11 protein-coding genes are annotated in these 19,013 nt (G+C 63.3%); 5 read left to right on the forward strand and 6 right to left on the reverse strand.

Annotation, left to right across the window (positions count from 1 at the left end; genetic code table 11):
- Positions 1-81: 81 nt before the first annotated feature.
- The 5 genes from ACOYYX_RS18965 to ACOYYX_RS18985 form a co-directional block, all read right to left on the reverse strand.
- On the reverse strand, positions 82-1,215 hold the full coding sequence (locus tag ACOYYX_RS18965) for an AAA family ATPase (RefSeq protein WP_422931480.1): 1,134 nt from the start codon (positions 1,213-1,215) through the stop codon (positions 82-84).
- Positions 1,212-1,952, reverse strand: a complete 741-nt coding sequence (locus ACOYYX_RS18970) for an RNA ligase family protein (protein WP_422931481.1) — start codon at positions 1,950-1,952, stop codon at positions 1,212-1,214. Before ACOYYX_RS18970 ends, ACOYYX_RS18965 begins: the two co-directional genes overlap by 4 nt.
- A gap of 171 nt (positions 1,953-2,123) precedes the next feature.
- Positions 2,124-3,260 (reverse strand): hypothetical protein, encoded by a 1,137-nt coding sequence (locus ACOYYX_RS18975; RefSeq protein WP_422931482.1) that lies wholly within the window; start codon positions 3,258-3,260, stop codon positions 2,124-2,126.
- A gap of 217 nt (positions 3,261-3,477) precedes the next feature.
- A complete protein-coding gene (locus ACOYYX_RS18980) occupies positions 3,478-4,266 on the reverse strand; it encodes a CDP-alcohol phosphatidyltransferase family protein (protein WP_422931483.1) in 789 nt (262 codons plus the stop codon).
- Between the two features lie 53 nt (positions 4,267-4,319).
- Complete coding sequence (locus tag ACOYYX_RS18985; protein ID WP_422931484.1) at positions 4,320-5,852, reverse strand: amino acid permease; 1,533 nt, start codon at positions 5,850-5,852, stop codon at positions 4,320-4,322.
- 840 nt (positions 5,853-6,692) lie between these two features.
- On the opposite strand from ACOYYX_RS18985, the gene ACOYYX_RS18990 reads away from it, so the two are divergent.
- Together ACOYYX_RS18990 and ACOYYX_RS18995 are read left to right on the forward strand one after the other, a co-directional pair.
- Complete coding sequence (locus tag ACOYYX_RS18990) at positions 6,693-7,556, forward strand: hypothetical protein (protein ID WP_422931485.1); 864 nt, start codon at positions 6,693-6,695, stop codon at positions 7,554-7,556.
- Between the two features lie 507 nt (positions 7,557-8,063).
- On the forward strand, positions 8,064-8,834 hold the full coding sequence (locus ACOYYX_RS18995; protein WP_422931486.1) for a Rad52/Rad22 family DNA repair protein: 771 nt from the start codon (positions 8,064-8,066) through the stop codon (positions 8,832-8,834).
- Positions 8,835-8,966: 132 nt separating this feature from the next.
- On the opposite strand, the gene ACOYYX_RS19000 is transcribed toward ACOYYX_RS18995, so the two are convergent.
- A complete protein-coding gene (locus ACOYYX_RS19000) occupies positions 8,967-11,123 on the reverse strand; it encodes a sulfatase family protein (RefSeq protein ID WP_422931487.1) in 2,157 nt (718 codons plus the stop codon).
- Positions 11,124-13,142: 2,019 nt separating this feature from the next.
- Here ACOYYX_RS19000 and ACOYYX_RS19005 point away from each other — a divergent pair.
- The 3 genes from ACOYYX_RS19005 (at position 13,143) to ACOYYX_RS19015 (ending at position 18,952) form a co-directional block, all read left to right on the forward strand.
- A complete protein-coding gene (locus tag ACOYYX_RS19005; protein ID WP_422931488.1) occupies positions 13,143-15,332 on the forward strand; it encodes an alpha-amylase/alpha-mannosidase in 2,190 nt (729 codons plus the stop codon).
- A gap of 143 nt (positions 15,333-15,475) precedes the next feature.
- Positions 15,476-16,528, forward strand: coding sequence for a galactose-1-phosphate uridylyltransferase (gene galT / locus ACOYYX_RS19010; RefSeq protein ID WP_422931489.1), 1,053 nt, complete (start codon positions 15,476-15,478; stop codon positions 16,526-16,528).
- A 231-nt stretch (positions 16,529-16,759) separates the two neighbouring features.
- Positions 16,760-18,952 carry an alpha-amylase/4-alpha-glucanotransferase domain-containing protein gene (locus ACOYYX_RS19015; protein ID WP_422931490.1) on the forward strand — a complete coding sequence of 731 codons (2,193 nt, stop codon included), beginning with the start codon at positions 16,760-16,762 and terminating at the stop codon, positions 18,950-18,952.
- Positions 18,953-19,013 lie beyond the last annotated feature (61 nt).

Genomic DNA, 19,013 nt, shown 5'->3' on the forward strand with positions numbered 1-19,013 from the left:
TGGTAGGCTCGACCTCTCCGGATTTCAAACGACGAGCGAGTGCATCGCCCCGACTTCCGACCGTTGACTCACGCCCAGACTTCATCCCGCCTTCGACTGCTCCGAAGCCTCGTGAAAGAGGATGCCATGGGCTTCGGTCAATGTCGGCGGTTCACATTTGGCGGCGAGCTTCCGGATGACCTTCTCGGGGACGTTGTAAACCCTACGCTTATTCTGGGCGAGCATGACGGACTCGGGAGGCTCGACGTAGACCATCTCGACCCGGGCCCCATAGCCGGCGAAGAGGTCGACCCAGCGCTGACGTGTCACGCGAAGGAGGTTCGTCGCATTGAAGGCGAACGATTCCCGCGAGCGGAGGTATTCGCGACATCGTTCTCGGGCCGACTGGATGACCTCGCCCTGGTCGTCGGTCGGCTCGATGTCGAGGCCGCGACGGACCTCGTCGAGCGAGACGACCGGGAGATCGGGGAGGCTCCTGGCCAGCCACGTATCCTTGCCCGAGCCGGGGAGCCCCGACATCATCGTCACCGTGCAGCGATAATCCTCGAACGGGACGAAGTGCAGGTTCGAATCCGCCTGTCGGTAGAAGAGGAACCGGGCCTGGTCGTTGGCGAACGGATAGGGCCGGTCGAAGCAGCTATTCTCCTCGGCGACGAGCTTCCAAAGCTCGAGGTTCTCCTCGGGCCGCCTCATCTCGGTCGTCTTGCGGCCGCGAGTGTCGGCGATCGCGAAGAGGTAGAGCAGCTTGTTACTGACCAGCCACGAGAGCGAGACGACCTCGCGTGCCGGGTCAGGCTTCTCGAGGAGGAAGCTCGGGCGGCCGTGGAACCGCACAAGTCGGGCGATCTCCTCCCGATTGGCGAGGTCACACCCCAACGAACGCAGGACCGCGCGGGCGAGATGCTCCCCCTTGATGGCGTGCTTGTGCGACGTGACCCGCCCCGTATCCGGATCAACCTCCGAGGTGATCGGCTTGCCCGCGTCGTGGAAGAGAGCCGCGAAGGTCAAGACCGTGCGTTCGCGAGGCGTGAGCGCGTCCCAGCCTTCGAGCTTCGGGAGTTGGGCACAGACCATCTTCGTATGCGTCCAGACGTCCCCCTCGGCGTGCCATCCGGCATCTTGCCCGCAGACGGCCATGGCACGGCACCAGGGTTGGTCGTCGGCCCAGGCGACGACCTCGTCGATCGCGGCATTCGCGAGTTCTTGCCAACTCATGACCAGAGGTCCGCCCCGTCTTCGAGTTGGTTGGGCGTCATCGCCTGATACTGCCAGTGGGAGCTCTGCTTCACCTTCTCCACGAACTCGGGCCGGACGACCTTCGCCCGGCCGGTGACCACGCCCGACGCCTCGGTCCTCAAGTAAAGCCCTTCCATCCGCTCGTCGACCTGCCCGGTCGTGGGATCTTCGAAGCGGCTCCCGAAGCGCGAGACGCCGATCAGGCCGCCAAGAGATTCGCGAGCGGCCGAGCCTCGATGGATGACTGGCACCGTATGAATCCCGGAGCCTTCGAGGATCGACAGCCGGCGTTCCAGGTCGAGGAAGACGCCGCCTTGTTTGTCATAGATATCGAACTCGAAGAAATAATGCGGAAGCCGGCGATACTGGATCGAGTGCCGGGCGTAGGCCCATTCGCCGAAGAGGATGTAGCGGTCCCGGAGCCGATCCTCGAGCACCGGTCGCTTGACGACGGCCCATTGCTTGAAAAGGTCGTACTGCGGGTGCATCCCTTCGGTGATGAGGTGTCCCCGGCACTGAAGCGACAGCCTCCCGTCGGCCGTGAAATGAATTCCGACGTTCGTGCCGTCGATCTTCTCCTCGACGATGAGCGAGACGTCGGAGATGAATCGCTGGGATTCGGCCTCTCCCATATGCTTATCGTCGTCGGTCCCTCTGGAGCCGAAGAGGTGCGGAGTCCTCGGATACTTGACGAACTCGTCGTGTGAACGACCCATGACCCACCCTACCCGCAGCTCGCGACCTGGCCTCGCATGTCATGAACGAACACATGACGTCCATTCTCGTGGACGACACGCGACGCGAATGCCAGGTTCACCGGATCGCCGCAAAGGTGAACAATCCGGAGATGCATGAGCGACCAACGGCACCTCGATCGGGGTGTTTCGTCAGCGGCCCAAGCGATCGTCAGTCTTCCGCACGATGGCCTTCGACTCTTCCAGGTCCTCGAGGGGGAGGTCGCTCGTCAGGGCTCGAAATGGGGGCAAAGGAACGACGCCTCGGCCCGCCCCTGAAGGCACGAGCCCGCGATCCATGATCGACGCGAGGGTCGTGGTCAATTCGGCCGCCCCTTGCTTGTCGAGGTGGTTGGCATCGACGAAGACGTCGGTCGGGTAGCCGGCGTGACGGCCGTCGACGACCACGACGTTATCGTATTTCCGCTGTATGGAAAGGACGAACTGCATCAGCCGTTCGTCGACGCCTCGACGTTCCAGTCGCCCCTGGCAGGCCGGGCTGAGCGGCGGCAGGAGCCAGTAGACTGGGATCTTCCGCGAGGACGCGAGTTCGAGGAACTTGCGGACATAGAGCACGTTGACCCCGTGAGGCTGCCATCCCTTATTCGGCTCGGAGCGGGTGATGTCGTCGGTATTCGGGGTCCGCTTGGCATGAGGGGAAGCGCCGAGGTTGATGAGGGCGTTCCGCCGGTTCGCGGCCATCAGCTCGCGTGAAGGCGGCGGCTCATCCCGGAGCGATGCGAGCAGTCCCTCGCGGAGCCCGTTGCGACGCCGAACGGATGGGAGGGCGATCGCCAGGGTCGTCGCCAGGAACAGGCGAGGGTCGCGGGCGTGCCAGCCCAGTTCGAGGGTCTCGCGGAAGGAGAGGAGTTCGGGCCAGAAGTGGAGCGTCGTGCGCGGGGGCTTGCTGAGGACGTTGGAGTGGAAGTCGACGACAAGGGCCTCGGGCCGGGCCCCGGCTTCGAGCGCCTTACGCAGGAGGAAATAGCTGGCGGAGGCGGGAGAGCCGGGCGAGGCCAGGTTGTAGGCCGATTTCCCCACCCTCGATTGGAGGAGGCGAGGCAGCACGCCGAGATGCACCAGGCTATCGCCCATGCAGAGGATCTTCGCCTGCTTCGCCTCGCGGACGGACGAGTCGGCACCCAGCCGCCAGGAGAGGATCAGCGGGTCGTCGAAGAGTTTGGGCTCGTGGCGCGCGACGGTCAACTCGGCGGCCAGGATCAGGGGCAGCATCCCGATCAGGCCCCACGGTGGTTTCCAACGTCGCGGAGCCTGCGTCGCCTCGCTCATCGCCCCCCCTTCCCTGGTGGGACTCCTCCGACCCGTCGAAGGCCGATTCCCATCGAGGAAAATGGCCGTGGCGACGTTGGTCGCCCTCGAGGACGGCATCGAACTCGAGGGGGGGCGGCGACCGCAGACAAAGTCACGGCGGATTATCGTGATTCAGCCTTTGCTCACAAGCCAAATCGCGACAGAGCTTTTATCGGCCGGACGCGGGCGCCTGACTTCAGCTTTCGGGCTGGAGCCAACGCTTTAACGTAACCGTCCAGGATGCTCCCATGTAATAGATCGGATAAAAAAGGGAGATCCAGGCCACGATGGCCATCGAATTCTGCGGCGAGGGGACGTGGCCAACCGGCATGCCCAGGAGGATCACCACCAGGAACACCGTCCAGATCGCGCCGAGGATGTTGCTGACCCGGTTCAGCAGGCCGGGTTGCGACGGATAGAGGTATCGGCTCGGCACGAACGTCATCAGGCTCAAGACGATCACGATCCCGAGCGCCACCCAGGGGTTCAGGTCGAGCACATAAAGATAGAACGCCACGATATTCCAGAGCGACGGGAAGCCGAGGAAGTAGCCGTCGTCGGTCTTCGCCTCGACCTGACAGAACCCATAGGCGCTCGCCAGCAACGGGAAGAGCAGCCAGGGCTCGCAGCCGGCGGGCAAGAGCTGGGCGCGCCAGATCAGGAGGAGTGGCAGGAACGTGTAGGTGAGGAAATCCGTCAGGTCGTCGAGCTTCCTGCCGTCAAAATTGGGCAGGACCTTCTTGACCCGGACCTTGCGCGCGAGCGTGCCGTCTGTCGCATCCACCAGCGTGGCGATCAGCATCAGGATGAACGACCAGCGGAAGGCATCGGGGCCGCCTCGGACCAGCAAGACGGCGATCGACGCGGCGAGCACGAGCCCCAGGGCCGTGTAGAGGTGGACGCCCCAGGCCAGGAACCTCAGCACCGGGAGCGGCAGCGATCGGGTCTGGACCTGCGAGGCGTCGAGGTCCAGTGACGGATTCACGTTCAAATCGAAACCAGGTGCCATGAGGCCGGCCCTCGCGTAAATCGATGCAATTAATGGAGATGAGGAGTGGCCAGGCCCGCGCGGTGGGATTCGAGTACCCCCGCTTTATGGCGCTGGATGAGTCCGTAGTAGGTGGCCCCGACCAGAAGCAGGATCAAGGTGGCCAGCGGGGCCCCGAAGAGGCGATACCAGGCCGTGCCGTAGACCTCGGGGCGAGGCCAGGCGACGTTCGTGATGATCAAGACGCCCCAGACCACGGCGAGGAAGTTCACGAGCAAACCCCAACGCCCGAGCGAGAAGAACCCTTGCGGGTGCAAACCGCCCCCGACCGGACGCCCGCGGAGCCGTCGAACCAGCAGAGGGGCCGTGACCAGGAGATACGCCAGGTTCGCCCAGACGATCGCGACCGAGGCCATGACCTCGATAATCTGGGGGAAGTCGACGTTGACGAGCAGGAGAAGCATCGCGCCCAACCCTAGCAGCACGACCGGCAGGAGCGGGGTCTGCGAGGACTTCGGGATCCGGGCCAGCCGCTCGGAGAACGGCAGGCTGTTGTCTCGGGCCATGGCGAAGATGAGACGAACCGCCCCGGCGTGGACCGTCAGGGTGCAGACGACGATCGCGAGCGCGATGTCGATCAGGAAAACCATGCCGACCTTCTCCCCCAACACGTCCCTGACGATCATCGGGAAGCCCCCGCTGATCCGCCCGAGCGCCGGGTCGTTCAGGTCCTTCACCGACTTCAAGGCGCCGATGATCAGCAAGGCCCCGGCCAAGCCGACGGCCCCGAGCGCCCTCAGGATCGCCCGAGGGGCCCTCCGCCTCGGATCCGAGATCTCCTCCGCGAGCGATCCGGCGGAGTCGAACCCGTACATCACGAACGAAGGCACCAGCGCCGCCGCCAGGAACGGCCCGAGGTATCCGAAGCTGAGGCCCTCGCCGTGTCCCAGGCGGTCGAGGACGACCGACGCGCCTCGTCTGGACCCGAAGAAGAGCAGCGAGATCAGGAGGACGGTCCCCGTCAGCTCGGCGATCACCCCGATGTTGTTGATCTTCGAGAGCAATCGGACCCCGATCGCGTTGACCAGCATGCTGAAGACCAGCAGCACGCAGCCGAGTAGCACCGCGTTCCTCGCCGCATCCTCGGGGTGATCATGCCGCCCGATGACCTGGAACACCGGGGAGATCTGCGGGAGCGTCGCCTGCAGCGCCAGCGCGACCGACGCCAGTGTAATAACCGCACAACCGAGATAGACCCAACCCGCCATCCAGCCGACCCAGGTCGGGCCGATCTGCCTCGACCACTGGTAGACGCCGCCCGCAAGCGGGTAGTACGCGCTCAGCTCGGCGAAGCAGAGGGCGACGAGGAACTGCCCGACGAAGACGATCGGCCACGACCAGAAGAAGGAAGGCCCCCCCGCCCCGTATCCAAGGTAGAAGAGTTGCGGCAGGCCGGTGAGGATCGAAAGATACGAGAACCCCGCCGCGAACGAGGAGAAGCTGCCGAGGGTCCGATCCAGGCGCTGGCGGTAGCCGAAGGCCGCGAGATCCGAGGTGTCTCGTTGAGAAGCCGACTTGGTCACGAGTGGAACTCTCTCCGTCGCAGACGACACCGGTTGACGTCCCTCGCCCGAGAACGGACGGAAATCCTTCCTGCCCTGAGGTTTCGGCCACATCTCAGCCGCATAACCGGGGGGAGAGGCTCCGTGAATCGTCCTCATGCCGATCAATCGGCGAGCGGGAAATCGGGGAGGATGGGCAACGGCTTCCGAACCTGAAATGGGTCTCGAGGCAGCCCGACGGAGCGGTGAGACGCCGTCGCCGAGGAGGGCCGTGAACTCGCTTCAAGACTCAGCGACACGAAGCCATCGCATCCGCTCGACGGGCGAGCGTGAAGGCCCAGAGTATATCACAAGAAGAACCTTCATCGAAAAGGCCCTTTTGTGAATTTTGGGTGCGTGTTGCGGAACAAAACGCCGTCACGCAACGTCTATTTGAGGGGATGTCCACACCAAACCCGGCGTTACACGATCTCTCGGGACCGCCGCGTTGAAGGCTCATTCGACTCGATTGGCGTAACCATCCTCCTCCCGACAACCCTCATTGCGTGAATTCCCCAGGTCCACCAAATTTCGCTGCTTGCCCGTCATCATTTGATGGGGTAGATTTTGTGGTAATCGGGCCTAGAGGTTGCGTCGAGACGATCCGGCAAGGATTTCCTTGTCGGCCAGATTGACGCGGAGATAAACTCGAAGGGTTACGTCGATCGCACGCCCCTCGGACCAGGTGCGACGACCCAACATCTCGCTGGATATTACAACACGGTCCATGCCCCCTTATCTCCGCTCTCATCTCCGTGGCGGCGGCAATCCAGGGGTTCTTGGCCGACTGTCTTCTCTTCTTCCGATGGGTAGGATGGGACTATGACGCTCGTTGGCAAGATCCTCGTACTCGTGATCACAGCCTTCGCGTTCCTGTTCCTCGGCATTTCCACCGTGGTCTTCACGACGGCCACGAACTGGAAAGACGCGAAAAACGCCGAGAAGAAAAAGTTTGATGACCTGTCTGCCAAGAACAGGGACGCCACGGCGAAACTGGCCGAGCTCGAGACGTCGCTGAAGACCGCGCAGAATGAAAATGCCGCGGCCAAGGCCGCCCTCGACCAGAAGATCGCCCAGACGAAAACTGAAACCGACCAGATGCAGCAGCAGATCACCGCGGCCCGCGGCGAGGTCGTGACGGCCCAGCAGACGGCCCACACGTCCTTGGAAGAGGCCGAGGCCTACCGCAAGCAGCTCGAGCAGCTTCGCGAGCAGAAGCTGGCCGTCGAGAAGCAGGCCAATGACTTCAAGATCCAGCAGACAGAGCTCAATGACCAGATCCGGATCCTGAGCCGAGAGCGCGACGTCGCCAAGAAGAATAACGACGACCTCCGCGACCGCGTGGCTCGCTACTCGAGCATGGTGCGTCAGCTCGGCTTCTCGGACGACATCAGCCGCATCAAGGGCCTCGAGAGCCCCCCCGCCGTGCATGGCATGATCCTCAGGGTCGACGCCCAGAACAAGAAGGTTGAGATCTCGATCGGATCCGATGACGGCCTCGTGGTCGGCCATGAGCTGATGGTGTACAGGACCCAGCCGCGTGCCGAGTATCTCGGCAAGATCAAGATCATCAGCGTGGACCCCGACCAATCTGTCGGCGTCGTGATTGGCAATACCATCCAAGGCAAGAAATTGAAGGAGGGGGACGTTGTCGCGACCTCGTTCAGCAGCGGCCCGCGGAGCTAACACCGGCCGGGCAGCGGGCGGCCGACCTGGCGTTTTCGTCCAGACCCCCCGCAGCGACATCTATGTTGGCCTGCTGGGCATCGCACTCGGGGCCATCGTCTTGGCCTGCATCCTCCTTGCGATGATCATGCAACGCTACGAATGGTCGATCAAGGCCGTCGGGGTCTTTAACCAGCCCCAATCCGCCCTGGCCGCAAATCTCGAAAAAGCGACTTTTTCGGATAGTGTACGCTTGTAAACCGGACTCCTTCCGGTTACAATCACTAACGTCCGCTCGAGCACGTGCTAATACACGAGTTCGAGCGGACGGCGGCGTTCCATAAGCCGGGCCATCACAAAAAATCCCTGTGCGTCAACAGGGGGTTGGCAAGGCTTGAGACTTCCCGGTCGCTTCGGCGGAGGGAGGGGCTCGACGGGCGCCGTCTCGCACCCGGTGTTTGATAACTGCCGAGGGCGGAGGGCCGTGTTCACTCACGGTTCGCCAGATCCTCCGGGGGGCGTACGCTCATGACTCAGCATCCCGACCTCTTCGCGGCCCTCGCCGCTCCCTTCGATCCCAGCGAAGTCAAAGTCCGAGCCCAGTCGAACCGGCAACTCCACTACATCACCGCCAGGACGGCGATGAACCGGCTCGACGAGGTCCTCGGCCCCGAGAACTGGTGGGACACCTACCGGCCCGGTGAGAACTCGGTCCTCTGCGAACTGACCATCCGCCTCCCGGACGGCGCCACGATCACCAAGTCGGACGCCGGCGGCTATGCCGGCATGGCCGACTCGGGCGATGACGACAAGTCCGGCTTCAGCGACGCCTTCAAGCGAGCCGCCGTGAAGTTCGGGGTCGCGCGTTACCTCTATCGCGACGGCGTCCCCTCATTCGTTCGGGATCGCGTCCCCGGCGTCGACGTTTCCGTGTCCGGCGGAGGTGCTGCGAACCACACGCCAAGCCACAATCCCCCGCCGGCTCCCGGCTCCTCCGGCGAACGCGGGTCGGCGAGTGCCACCGCCGTCGCCGCGCCCCCGGCCACGGAGCGTGCCGCGACTGGCAAGCAGCCCCGCACGGGCAAGGCCCTCTTCGCCTGGACCCGCGAGCAGGAGCAGCGCCACTCGGTCGGCCTTCTCAAGTACCTCAACGGCTGGGCCAAGCTCCAGGAGTATCCCGGCCGTATGGTCGACTGGGATGCCGAGCAGGTGAACAACGGCTACGTCGAGGCCTGCCGCAAGCTCAACGCGGTTGTCGCGGGGAGCACCGAAGCCTACGAGGAAGCCCTCTCCAACTGATATTGGCACTCGTTGCATCGGGCTGTTCACCGAGTCGACTCGACTTCGATCTCAAGCAAGAACCCCGAGGGCCATTCTGATGGCCTCGGGGTTCTTTGTTGCGCCGGGTGGTGGATAGGACTTCGCACTCGCTCAGTGCTGAACAACCGTCTGAGTCCCCCCCTGCCCGGTGTCCGTCAACTCGTTCAGCGTCGGAGGGGCCGGTGGGTAGGAATGCTCGAAGTAGTGCGGGTAATGGTGATAGGCGAGTTGCCGGCGCCGCCATTGTCGAAGGAGCGTGCGGAGCCTGTGGCTCATGGTCGGCTCGCTGACAAGCAGGTTCGTCGATTCCGAAGGGTCGCTCGCGAGGTCGAAGAGACTTTCCTCGCCGTTGCGGCGATCCCAGGCGAATTTCCAGCGGCCACCGAGCAGCAGGGCGTCGCAGCGCGTGAGCGGGTTCTCGGTGTGGAAGTAGAGGAGCCGTTCCTCGAGCCTGGGGCGATCGGCGGCGAGAAGGTTGATCCCCTGGAAGTTGGGATGCATCGGCCAGTTCATCATGCCGAGCGTGGTCGGGACGACGTCGACGAGTTCCGCGGGATAGTCCTCGGTCGCCGGCTTGAGGTCGCGCGGCGAGTGGATCACACACGCCACTCTCAGGGCGGGCTCCACCGGCTTTTGGGCATGAGTCACGAAGCCGTTTTCGTGGAAGGCCTCGCCATTTTCCCCGTACACGACGAGGATCGTGTCTTCGAGTCGGCCGAGGTCCCGGAGCGCGGCCACGAGGCGGCCGAGTTGCTTGTCGCAATAATACAGGGCGTTGAAATACGCGTTGCGGACCACGGGGGTCTTGTCGACCGGATAAGCGATGAAGGACACCTCGAAGTCGAACTTGCTGGGCTGGAACGGCAGCTCGGCCTTCGGGCCCAGCTCATAAGGGAAGTGGGAGCTCTGGAAGTTGAGACTCAGGAAGAAAGGCTTGTCCTTTCGAGCCTGGTCGCCGATCCATTCGATCGCCTTCGACGTGACGTCGCCGTCGTCGAGCTTTCCCGCCCGCAAGTTCCCCGCCCGGAATTCGTCGGAAAACCCGGAATCGGCCGTGGCGACCCGAGTCTTGAGTCCGCTGCTCTGGGCGTCGTAGAAGAGGTCCAGGCCGGGGGTCTTGAGGAAAGCATCCATGGCCCCCCAGGCTTCGTTCTGCGCCGAGATCACCGCGGTAGAGTAGCCCTCGGGCTTGAGCAGGTCGTAGATCAGGGTCTTCGGCCAGGGATCGTCCGGCCGATAGAAATGGTGCGAGCGGGTCCGGAGCGGGAACAATGACGAGGCCACGCACACATCCGAGTAATCCGAATGCGTGCTCTGAGCATAGGCCCGCGTCAGGTTGAGCCCGTTCGCCGCGAGTTGGTTCAGCGCGGGCATCACTTCGCGTCCCTGGTGCTTCTGATACACCACGTCATTCCGCAGCGATTCCACCGCCACGAAGATCACCGACCTGGGTCGCTTACCGTCCTTAGCGGGCCGGTTCACTCCCTGCGAGAGTGGGCGCAGGTCGGACGCGCTCAGGCAAGGCTCGATCTTCTCCTGATACCACGAGTCCTTGAGGCTCGCCGCCAGGGTGATGACCGGATCGAGCCTGCGCTCGATCGCTTCTTTCCAGCACTGCCGACGCACCGCGCTCTCCTCGCGCCGAGCCGCCTGGACCGAGCCGATCAAGACGAACGTCAGGACCGACCACGTGAGGAACCTCGCGGCGAGCAGTGACGGGGAGACCTGCACCGGCCAGCGCGACCGGCAGATCGCCCGCCAGGTCCAGGGGATCACGCCGATCAGCACCGCCGTCAGCAGACCGAGTGCGCAAAGGTCCGTCCATTCCACCTGGACGAGGTACAGCCAGATCATCCGCCGGTTCAGCAGCACGAACTCGAAGGCCTCGGCGTTGGCGAACTGGCCGAGTCGGAGATAGAGGCCCCAGCTCGTGAAGTCGAGGAAGAGCAGCACCGCCACGAGAAGTACCAGCCCGCAACGCGCCGAGGTCCGGAGCCCGGCCGGCCACGAGCTCGTCACCCGGGCGACGGCCAGGGATCCGCCCCAGATCATCCACCCCGCCGTCACCCAGAGCCAGGCCTCGAAAATGAGGGCCAGCCCCGTCATCAACTTCCCGTCGCGGAAGATGCTGCCGTTGGCCTGGCCGAGCAGCGCGACATCCAGCAAGCACCCGAACGCGATCAGGCCCAGGACGAGGGGGCTCGGGCAGAGGCAAGCGAGAAGACGAACCCAGATGCTCCCGCCATCGACGGAGAACTTTCCACACATGGAGGAAATAAAAATCTCGGTCCTCTTAAATTTTTTTAACACATCAACTTCTCCAATTGTTCACATTTCCAGAAAATGCCGGCGCGTCCCCGGGCCCGGCGCGGCCGGGTTTCGGGATGACGGGCCTGGCAAGTCGCAGGATGTCGAGAGGGTGATCGCCGGCAGGAATGCCGGACGACGGCGGTCGGGTTGGGGACTAGGCGCCGGCCTCGGGGTTCGTCACCTCGGCATGCGAAGGCGCGCCGGGCGTGAGCAACGAACCGACCCGATCACATGTCCTCAGGCGGGAATGCGTACGGCACCGATGCGGTCGTCGTGACGCGAGATCTTGCGAGCGTTTTGAGACGGATGAATTGGGAGGAGGGATCACCTTGTGGTGACATCTCATCATGTAGCCTCCATGCTTCCAGGGTGCGATGCAACAGACGCTTCCATGTTCCCGCATTGATGACGCTACCCGTCACCAACGGTTCACGCAATATTCATCTTCTGAAACATTGGCATTTTGATGCCAGGTGGGCCGAGCTTGCATCCATCACGACGGGCGGCGGAAAGAAGTTCCATTCAATCCGACTCGTTTTTGCAACAGACGACCCGAACCCCTACTCTTCTCGCTGACACCAAGGTGCTCAGTCAAGAGTTTTTTGGCCGGACGCAACCCTTTACTGCGATTAACCCGAGGCATTGTCAGATTGTGTAAAAAGTCAGCAAAAAAACAAGCAAAAATGACCTGCATGGAGGACTGCGAAAGCTACACGGCTTGCTTGGCCCCAAATTTGCTCCACTGGTTGTCGACTTAATATGCGATGGGTGTTGTGTACGACCAGCTCATTGCGTGAGGCTCATCCAGACGGATTTTGAGAAATCTTCTGCCTTCCTTAACCGTTAGCATCGCGGGGACTTATCGAGCAAAACCAAGATTCACCAAACAACCCATCTTCGCCTGAACACCAAAACAATTTATGTATCCTAAATTCAGTGTTTCAAAGGATTCTGCTTCGGATCGGATTTTCTCAAAAATTAGGATGCAAACCTGACGAGGGTGAAGCCCCTTTCAGTTTCCTCAACGGATTGGGTGAAATGAATTTACAGGCCACAGAACGACTCCGACTCGTTCACTTCGGCGAAATCGCATTCATCGGGTGGTCTTAGGGATGCTCCCCTTTATCACCCCAAAGGCTTGCCGTCATCTGCCACAACAGGGTGCATCGAAGCTCGTGCAGAACGAGGCAATGGCCCGAAGCACAGACATCGGCGTAAGAATCACGCATAGCCGCCACGACCCAGCACAAATTCCACGCTCCCACAGCAGCCCCTCAGAGCAAACATGCCGCCCACTTTCGGCGGTGGGCGACGATGATCTCGAGCACACAAATTCAGTAGCAAAATCCTTATCGCGACTGCTTCCAAAGCAGGCAATCTCGCCCTGCCGAGAAAAAGGCTGGGATGCGATCAGGAAAATGACCGATTTGAAGATAAGCCCCGTGATCCGGGAGGACGTCCCGGACATGGGCTTGATGACTCCTCGATGGAAAGGCAGCGACTCATTGAGTCACGCCTGGCTGAGAGTCCTTCGCTTCGGCAAAATGTTCGTTAGCCTCGATCGAGCAAATCGGCAACGCTCGGAAATCCGGGATCAGTTCGCTCTCTCCCCCTTCGCGATTCCATCCGAGCTCAGAGGCGGCCGGGCCCTTCGGGCAACATCCTCGGCGGGGTCGGCAATGCAGAAACCGATCCAAGATTGCCCGCAGATTAGCGCGAGACTTTTGCATATATTCATCCCGCGAGGTGCGGGCGTCGAGGTCCGACCCGGGACCGGAATCAGGCCCGAGGACAGCTCAACGCGGCTCCCGGCCTCCGGGAAACCTCGCATGGAGGCGAGATCGGTCGATTGAGTTGAGTTGAGTTGAGTCGTGGGGAAAACGTTCGCGGAAGGATCGCGAAGCAATGGCCACCGGGAATTGCCGATGCGCTCGGCCCCGGGGGCTCGTTGTCGACTTTCATGATTGAGGACTCGCGATGAGCACGGTTTCCCTGGCACTGATGTGGCACCAGCATCAGCCCTACTACCCGGACGATGTCGCGGGTGAGAACCCGATGCCGTGGGTTCGGCTCCACGGGACCAAGGACTACCTCGGGATGGCGCTCCATCTCGAGGAAGTGCCCGAGTTCCGCTGCACGATCAACCTCGTCCCCAGCCTCCTCGTCCAGATCGAGGCCTACGTCCACGGCGCCACCGATCGGCACCTCCAGGTGTCGCGGCTGCCGGCCGACGGCCTCGAGCAGGATGACGCCTACTACCTCCTCGACAACTTCTTCATGGCGCACGCCGACGCCATGATCCTGCCGCACGAGCGTTACCGGGAGCTCTACCTCCAGCGCGGGCTCGGCGTCGACTCGGCGCAGCAGGCCTTGCCCCGGTTCCGCGAGCGCGACCTCCGCGACCTGCAGGTCTGGTCCAACCTGAGCTGGATGCACCCCCTGCTCTTCGAGAAGGACAGCGAGCTCGCCGAGTTCAAGGCGAAGGGGCGGCGCTACACCGAGGACGAGAAGCAGTGGCTCCTCGACAAGCAGCGTGACCTCCTCGCGCAGATCATCCCGCTCCATCGCAAGCTCGCCGAGCGGGGCCAGGTCGAGCTGACGACTACCCCCTTCTATCACCCGATCCTCCCCCTGCTTTTCGACAAGCGCCTGGCCCGCGAGGCCATGCCCGACGTGACCCTGCCGAGCTACAAGGACGGCTATCCCGAGGATGCCGAGATCCACGTCCGTCGCGCAGTCGAGCAGCATGAGCGACTCTTCGGATCCGCCCCGCGGGGGATGTGGCCGAGCGAGGGCTCGGTCTGCCAGGCGATGCTACCTCTCCTGGCCCGCCACGGGATCGAGTGGATCGCGACGGATGAAGAAATTCTCGGTTGTTCAACCCACGGGAAGGTCGGGCGCGACAGCCGCGGGCATGTCCGCCACCCCGAGTTGCTCTACCGGGCCTGGAAGGTCGCCGAGGCCGGCAGCGAGCTCGGGATCATCTTCCGCGACCACTCGATGTCGGACCAGGTCGGCTTCCACTACCAGCGGAGCCCCGGCCACGCGGCATCGGCCGACTTTATCGGCAAGCTGCACGCGATCGGCGACGCCTGCCGCCATAACCCGGCCACTCTCGTCCCGGTGATCCTCGACGGCGAAAACTGCTGGGAATACTACCCGGACGGCGGCGTTTCGTTCCTGCGCGAGCTCTACCGAAACGCGGCGAGGGATAGCCGGGTCGAGCCGGTGACGGTCAGCGAATTCTTGCGCAAGCATCCGCCGGCCGATACCCTGCCCCGCCTATTCTCCGGCAGTTGGATCAGCCACAATTTCGCGATCTGGATCGGCCATCCCGAGGACAACCGCGCCTGGGACGCCCTGCACACGACGCGACAGTTCCTCGTCCGCGAGGCGAACGAGGGGAAGCATGATCAGGCCACGCTCGCAAGGGCCTGGGACGAGATGTATATCGCCGAAGGGTCCGACTGGTTCTGGTGGTACGGCGACGACCATTCGAGCGCACTCGACGGACTCTTCGACCACCTCTTCCGCAAGCATCTGCGGAATATCTACACGCTCTTGAACCACGAGCCGCCTGGAACCCTCTTCACGCCGATCTCGCAGGCGGGGACGCATCGGCCGATCCACGACCAGCCGAACAGCTTCCTCAAGGTGAAGGTCGACGGCCGCGCCTCGTACTTCGAGTGGATCAACGCCGCTCACTACATCTGCGGCAACGAGCGAGGCACGATGGCGCTCGTCACCCGAGGCATCCTCCAGGACATTCGGTTCGGGTTCGACCGTGATCGGCTCCTGATCCGGGTCGACACGGACGGAGGCCCCGCCGAGGAGCGACTGGCCGAGGTCAGTTCGCTCCGGATCGGCTTCGTCGACCCGGCGGCGTGCGAGATCACCATCGAGAACCCCTCGCAGCCCAGGCCGATCGGGACGATCACCCGCGCGGGGGAGCCTTCGAGCAACGGCAAATCCATCGAGGTCGCCACCGGCAAGGTGCTCGAACTGGCGGTGCCGTTCTCGAAGCTAGGGGTCAAGGTGGGAGATCCGATCCGCTTCTACGTCGAGTTGATCGGCGGCGAGTCGAGCCTCGACCGGGCCCCTCGCGAGGGAATCTTCGAGCTGGCGATGCCGTCCCCCGATTTCGAACGAATCATGTGGCAGGTTTGATGGATCGATAGGACGTCGCACGAAGCCGAGGCCATCCGGCCCGAAGTCGGGGCACACCCTCTCGCCGAGCGATCGGCGGTCGTGAGCCTCAGCGGAAGATCGGCGGGAGGTCGTGCCGTCCCCTCTCCCTTGGGAGGTCCGAGATGCCCGAGTTGCGTAAAGATCCGATCGTGGGACGCTGGGTGATCATCGCGCACGAGCGGGCGAAGCGGCCGCACGACTTCAAGGGGGAGGCCCAGACCACCGCCGAGGTGGGGCTCTGCCCCTTCTGCGAAGGCCACGAAGATAAGACCCCGCCCGAGATCCTGGCCTACCGCGAGCGAGGGAGCCGGCCCAATGGCCCCGGCTGGCGGCTCCGGGTCATCCCCAACAAGTTCCCCGCCTTGAAGATCGAGGGGAACCTCCACAAGCGCGGCGAGGGGATCTACGACAAGATGGCCGGCGTGGGTGCCCACGAGGTCATCATCGAGTCCCCCAAGCACCACGTCAGCATGGCTAGCCTCTCGGAGGAGAGCATTCGCGAGGTCCTCTGGGTCTATCGCGACCGCCTGGTGGACCTGAAGCGAGACACGCGCCTCGTCCACGGAATGCTCTTCAAGAACGTGGGCGCGGCCGGCGGCGCGAGCCTCGAGCACACGCACAGCCAGCTCATCGTCACTCCCATCGTGCCGATTTCGGTCTGGGAGGAGATGACGGGCTCGCTCGAATTCTTCAACTACCGAGGACGCTGCATCTACTGCGACATGGTGCTGGAGGAACTGGCCAACGAGAAGCGAATCGTGCTCGACACGCCGCACTTCACGGCCTTCTGCCCCTACGCCAGCCGCTTCCCGTTCGAGACCTGGATCCTCCCCAAGATCCACTCGAGCCACTTCGAGAACATCCCCAAGCCGGGCGTCGATGACCTCGGCAGCGTGATGCGTCAGGTCCTGAACAAGCTCGAGACGGCGCTCGACAACCCTTCTTATAACTACATCATCCACACCGCCCCGTTCGATCACCAGGAACTGCCGCACTACCACTGGCACATCGAGATCATCCCACGTCTGACCAACGTGGCAGGTTTCGAGTGGGGCTCGGGCTTCTACATCAACCCGGTCCCCCCGGAGGACGCCGCGGCCTTCCTACGCGACATCGAGGTCCCGCCGGCCTCGGCTTCGTCGCTCCTCCTGGGTTCGACCGCGGGCCTGGCTTGAGCCCGTCACTGAAGGGGTCTGGAAATAGGCCGGGCAAACGTGCCCGGCCCTGCCGATCGCTCATGACTGGGGAAAGTTTTTAAACCTTTCCATTCAGGAGGATGAGTCCGGCCGTCGAGGTCGTGAGGCCGCCGAACCCTCATATTCAAGATTGGCGGTCCGTCGACGATCTGCGAGGATAATGAGCACGGTCCGTTATCACCCGAGAGTTGCGAGCCAAGAGGGCCTCTCATGTCCGGCGTCCGCCTGATCCTGGCCTTGCATAACCATCAGCCGGTGGGGAACTTCGACGGCGTCTTCGAGGCGGCATACCGAGACAGCTACCTGCCGTTCCTGGACGTCATGGAAGACTATCCCCAGATCCCTTTTGCGCTCCACACCTCGGGGCCGCTGCTGGAATGGCTTGTCGAACGCCATCCCGAATACCTAGCCCGGGTGCGTCCCCTGGTCGCCTCCGGCCGCGTCGAGATCCTCGGCGGCGGGTTCTATGAGCCGATCATGACCATGATCCCTCACCGGGACAGGGTCGGGCAGATCCGCTCGTATTCCGCCTATCTCCGCGAGCAGTTCGGCGCCAAGATCCGGGGGATCTGGATGCCAGAGCGGGTCTGGGAACAGCACCTCGTCAAGGCACTCGCCGAGGCGGATATCGAGTACACGATCCTCGACGACTTCCACTTCCAGCGTGCCGGGGTTGAGGCCGACGACCTCTTCGGCTACCACCTGACCGAAGACGAAGGCCGCCTGCTCAAGGTCTTCCCGGGCTCCGAGCCGCTCCGCTATCAGATCCCCTTCCAGGAGCCTCACGCGACCTACGAATACCTGCGCAAGCTCGCAGACACGCACCCCGGGGCAACCGTCGTCTTCGCCGACGACGGCGAGAAGTTCGGCTCCTGGCCCGACACGTACGAGCATGTCTACACGAATGGCTGGCTCCGCCGGTTCTGCGACATGGTCATGGGGAACCGGGACTGGCTCGAGCCGACCACCTTCTCGCGTGCGGTGGACGAGACCCTGCCCGTGAGCAAGGTCTACCTCCCGGATTGCTCGTACCGCGAGATGACGGAGTGGGCCCTGCCACCCGATCGCTTCACCCACTTCCGGACCTCCGTCAAGGAGACCGAGGAAGACCCGACGGCGATCCGGCTCAAGCCCTACGTCAGCGCCGGGGGCTTCTGGCGGAACTTCAAGGCTCGCTACGACGAATGCGACGAGATGTACACGAGGATGCTCGGAGTCTCCCAGCGCCTCGCCCGGCTGGAAGCCCAGCCCGACTCCGACCCCGACTACCTCGACATCGCCCGGCAGGAACTCTACCGGGGCCAGTGCAACTGCCCCTACTGGCACGGTGCATTCGGTGGGCTCTACCTACCCCACCTCCGCAACGCCATCTTCAAGAGCCTGATCGCCGCCCACAATGCGCTCGACGAGGCCGAAGGTAAGTCGGGGCCTCGCGCCTCGCTCGAGGTCGGGGACTTCAACCTCGACGCCCGGCAGGAGGTCTGCCTCGAGAACGACCGACTCATCGCCCTCGTCCGCCCCGCGACGGGGGGGCATATCTACGGGCTCGATGATCGCCAGTCGTTGACGAACGTCATGGCGACGCTCACGCGAAGGCCCGAGCCGTATCACGCCAAGGTCGCCAGCGCCGCCCGGTCGAACACGCATCAGGCTGAGACCCCCGTCTTCTCGGAAGACCGGATCGTCCTCAAGCAGGAAGGGCTCGATAAGCTCCTCGTCTACGACCGCCAGCCCCGCAAGGCGCTCGTCGACCACTTCTTCCCGGCCGACCTGACGATCCAGGATCTCGTCGATTGCCAGGACGTGGAGCGGGGCGACTTCGCCATCGGGGCCTACCTCTCGCGCGTCGTGCGAGCGGTGGACCGCGTCTCCTTGCTGATGGAGCGATCAGGCTGGGTGAGCGGCCATCCCATTCACATCCACAAGACCATCGAGCTGGCCGCCGACTCCTCGAACCTCGACGTTCATTACGTCCTCGAGGAACTGCCGCCGGGCCAACCTTTGCACTTCGGCGTGGAGCTGAACTTCGCCGCGATGGCCGGGCACGCCGACGATCGTTATTACCTCGATGGCGAAGGCAACCGACTGGGGATGCTCGACTCGACGCTCGACATCTCCCAGACCACGGAGCTCGCCCTCGTCGACGAGTGGCTCGACCTCTCGGTCCGGCTCGACTGGTCGGTGCCGTCGGGTCTCTGGTGCTTCCCCGTCGAGACGGTCAGCACCAGCGAAGGCGGGTATGAGAAGGTGTATCAGGGGTCCGTGCTGATCCCGCACTGGACGATCGTCGCCAATGAGTCGGGCCGCTGGGAGGTCCGGATCCGCGTCCGCCTCGACCGTGCCGCGACAGCCTCGGCGGAGTCCAATGAGTCGAGCTTCGTCGAGGGGGTGGCCCGGAAGTAAAGGCTCTCACCGAAGAAGTTCGGGCACCGACCATCTTTCAACGGCATGATTTCCGGACAAT

It is taken from the genome of Singulisphaera chitinilytica (assembly GCF_049331405.1).
In the GTDB taxonomy this organism is placed as follows: Bacteria; Planctomycetota; Planctomycetia; order Isosphaerales; family Isosphaeraceae; genus PoT.